Annotated in this window: 4 protein-coding genes; 1 reads left to right on the forward strand and 3 read right to left on the reverse strand. The window is 75.4% G+C overall.

The genetic code is table 11. The features are described from left to right. Positions 1–226 precede the first annotated feature (226 nt). Positions 227–400: a hypothetical protein gene (locus tag D8M35_RS16855; protein WP_174234769.1), complete on the reverse strand. Its 174-nt coding sequence runs from the start codon at positions 398–400 to the stop codon at positions 227–229. Between the two features lie 138 nt (positions 401–538). On the opposite strand from D8M35_RS16855, the gene D8M35_RS15840 reads away from it, so the two are divergent. Further along, positions 539–733, forward strand: a complete 195-nt coding sequence (locus tag D8M35_RS15840) for a hypothetical protein (RefSeq protein ID WP_126892678.1) — start codon at positions 539–541, stop codon at positions 731–733. 45 nt (positions 734–778) lie between these two features. Here D8M35_RS15840 and D8M35_RS15845 read toward each other — a convergent pair whose 3' ends face one another. Together D8M35_RS15845 and D8M35_RS15850 are read right to left on the reverse strand one after the other, a co-directional pair. Next, the gene (locus tag D8M35_RS15845; RefSeq protein WP_161972695.1) at positions 779–1,936 is read right to left on the reverse strand and encodes a PP2C family protein-serine/threonine phosphatase; all 1,158 of its coding nucleotides are present in this window, start codon (positions 1,934–1,936) and stop codon (positions 779–781) included. Between the two features lie 163 nt (positions 1,937–2,099). Further along, on the reverse strand, positions 2,100–3,329 hold a 1,230-nt coding region (locus D8M35_RS15850), incomplete at its 5' end, for a glycoside hydrolase family 3 C-terminal domain-containing protein (protein WP_174234770.1).

Here is a 3,329-nt window from a genome sequence, read left to right on the forward strand (position 1 = left end):
TGCTCGACGCGCGCCCCGGCCAGCCCGTGGGCGGCGAACTCGTCGCGGGCGGCGGCGAGCAGGGTCGCGCGCATCGCGTCGGCAGCGGGGGGCGTGAAGCGGGCCATGTCCGACACGGTACCGATCCGCGGACCGGTCCCGGTGGCGACGCGGCGACCGGGGACACACGGGAGGCCCGTGGCGGCGTCGCCACGGGCCTCCCGTCCCGTCTCGTGGTCGGGTCCGGCTAGTCCGCCGACTCGTCGTCCTCTTCGGGGTTGAAGTGCGAGTCGTCGCCGGCGAAGCCAGCGGCCACCCCCTCGGGGTGCGCGGGGATCGTGCCGTCCTCGCCGAGGCCGTCGGGCTTCTCGGTGCCCTCGGGGTCGTTGACGGTGTCGCGCGGGTCGTCGGCGTCGGTCATGGCGTGCTCCTTCACGGTGTGAGGAGGGCCACGGTACCCACGCTCCCCCGGGGTTCCCGGAGCGTGCACGGGTCCCGGGCCTCCCGGTGCGGTCCACGGCCGTGTAGCCTCGCGGGCACAGCGACCAGGAGGGGCGTCATGGGGGACACCGACGACGATCGACCGTGGGGCGACGACGCGTTCGAGCACCCGCGGAAGCGCGGCTGGTTCGCGACCGCGGTGAGCATCGTGACGCGCTCCGTGACGGCCGTGGGCGCCGCGAGGAACGGCGCGCAGTCGCCACGGCAGCTCCCGCTCGACCCGCGTCCGGGTCGGTACGACCACCGCCCCTGACGCGCTCGAGCGAACACGGTGGCGGACCACCTCAGCGCTGCGCGGTCAGGCCCGGCCGAGGACGACGACCGTCACGTCGTCCTCGGCCCGCTCGGCCGCGCGCAGCCGCACCGTCTCGAGGAAGGCGACGACGCCGGACGCGGTGCGCAGCGTCCGGGCGAGGTCGAGCAGCGTGTCGATCGTGCCGTCGCCCAGGTCGAGCGCCCCGTCGCTCACCACGACGAGGGCGTCGCCGGGCTCCAGGGTCGTGGTCGACGCCCGGCGCGGGGTGCCCTCCGGGTGCAGTCCGAGCGGCAGCCCGTGCGACCGGAGCACGCTCGGCGTGCCGTCCGCCGGCACGTGCACCGCCAGCCCGTGGCCCGCGTCCACGATGTCGACGACCCCGCTGGCCGGGTCGAGCCGGGCGTGGAACAGGGTGGCGAAGGCGCTCGCGCGGCCGAGGTCCTCCGCGAGGGCGGGTTCGACGGCGGTGACCGCTGCGACGGGCGGGACGGTCCGGTGCTGCCGGAGGGCGGAGCGGATGCCCGCCGCGAGCAGCGCGGCCGGTTGTTCCTTCCCCATGACGTCGGCGAGGGTCAGCACGAGGTCACCGTCGACCACGGACCAGTCGTGCAGGTCGCCGCTGAGGTCCCCGTAGGGCACGGTGATCCCGTCGACCCGGTACCCGGCGGGTGCGACGGCGCGCGGCGCGAGGGCGGTGGCGACCTCGAGCAGGCGGTCGTGGTGCAACCCCTGCCCGAGGGCACGTTCGGCCCAGTGCCCGAGGTCGATGAGCGCGGCGGTGTCCTGCGGGGAGAACGCGCGCGGTCGGGTGTCCATGAGGCAGAGCGTCCCGACGGGCTCCCCGCCGGCGATGGTCAGCGGGACGCCCGCGTAGAACCGGATGCCGCGCCGCGTGACGCCCGGCAGGTCGGCGGTACGGGGATCGGCCGTGGTGTCCGGCACCACGGTCGGCTCCGTGTGCTGCACCGTCAGCTGGCAGAACGACCACCCGACCGGTCCGGAGACGATCTCGTCGGGGACGTTCGGCGTGAGGGTGTGCAGCAGGTCGTCGTCGAGCACGTTGACGTAGGACAGCGGCACGTCGAAGACCTCGCGTGCGACCCGGACGATGCGCTCGAAGCGCTCCGACGGTGGCGCGTCGACGACGTCGAGCGCCGCGACGAGCGCGCTGCGCACGCGTGCCTGGTCGTCGGTGCTCACGGGTGTCGTCCTCCTCCTGGTCCACCGGGGCCGCGGTGCGTGGTGGCACACCGTGTCGCGGTCCCCGTGGAAGACTCGTTCCACCGTACCGGCCCGACGTCGGGACGCACGCGGACGCCGCCGCGGGGTCCCTGATCCGGACACTCCGCGACGGCGTCCTCGGTCAGACGGTCGTCCAGGTGACGGTGCGCCGGTCGGCCAGCGAGACCCCGTGCACGGCGCCGGTCAGGCCAACGACCGCACGCTCCGTCGCCGACCGGGGGAACTCGTGCCGGACCGGCCCGTCGCCGGACGCGACGATGCCGCCCGTCTCCAGCGGGCCTCCCGGCCGCGACGCCGACGCGTCGGACGCGACCCACACCTCGACGTCGCCCGGCTCGACCACCTTCCGCATCGCACGGTCGGTGAAGGCGAACCGCGCGACGGGCACGTCGAACCGCACCGTGACGGACTCCCCCGCCGCCACGGCGACCCGCGCGTACCCGAGCAGCTGCGCGACCGGACGCGTGATCGACGCGTGCGGGTCGTGCCCGTAGAGCTGGACGACCTCGACGCCGTCCCGGTGGCCGGTGTTCCGCACGGTGACCGACGCGGTGAACGACCCGTCCGTGGTCGCGGTCCCGTCCACGGTCAGGTCCTCGTACGCGAAGGACGTCCACGTCAGGCCGAAGCCGAACGGTCGGACCGGGGTGGAGTCCGTCGCCGTGACGTCGGACGGACCACCGAGGCGCGGGTGCAGGTACGAGTACGGCTGGGCCCCGGCCGACCGCGGCAGCGAGACCGGCAGGCGACCCGAGGGTGCGGCGGCGCCGGTGAGCAGGTCGGCGATCGCGGTGCCGCCCTCCTCGCCGGGGAAGAACGCCTGCACGACCGCCGCGGGCTTGTGCTGGTCGCCGTCGAGCGCCCAGCCGATGGCGTACGGGCGACCGGTGAGCAGCACGACGACGGTCGGGGTGCCGGTGCCGACGACGGCCTCGACGAGCTCGCGCTGCACCCCGGGCAGGTCGAGCGACTCGGAGTCGTTGCCCTCGCCGACCGTGCCACGACCGAACAGGCCGGCCTGGTCGCCGACCACCACGACCGCGACGGCGGACTCCTGCGCGACCGCGACGGCCTCGGCGATGCCGGAGCGGTCGTCGCCCTCGACCTCGGTGCCGCGGGCGTACCGGACGGCGTCGGGTCCGAGCGAGTCCTGCAGCGCCTCGAGCACGGTCGGGATCGCGAAGCCGAGGTCCAGCCCCGGGTGGGTGGCGAGCACGTGGTTCGCGAACGAGTAGCAGCCCTGCAGGGCCTCGGCGCGGTGGGCGTTCGGGCCGATCACCGCGACCGGGCCCTGCGGGACGGCGCCCGGGGTCCGGGAGACGGGGGCGGCAGCGCCGCCACCGACGGGGGC

This window comes from Curtobacterium sp. HSID17257, assembly GCF_003989515.1.
Classification (GTDB): domain Bacteria; phylum Actinomycetota; class Actinomycetes; order Actinomycetales; family Microbacteriaceae; genus Curtobacterium.

Coding starts and splice junctions, on each gene's coding strand:
- D8M35_RS16855 (WP_174234769.1), bottom strand. CDS start 400: ATGACCGACGCCGACGACCCGCGCGACACCGTCAACGACCCCGAGGGC.
- D8M35_RS15840 (WP_126892678.1), top strand. CDS start 539: ATGGGGGACACCGACGACGATCGACCGTGGGGCGACGACGCGTTCGAG.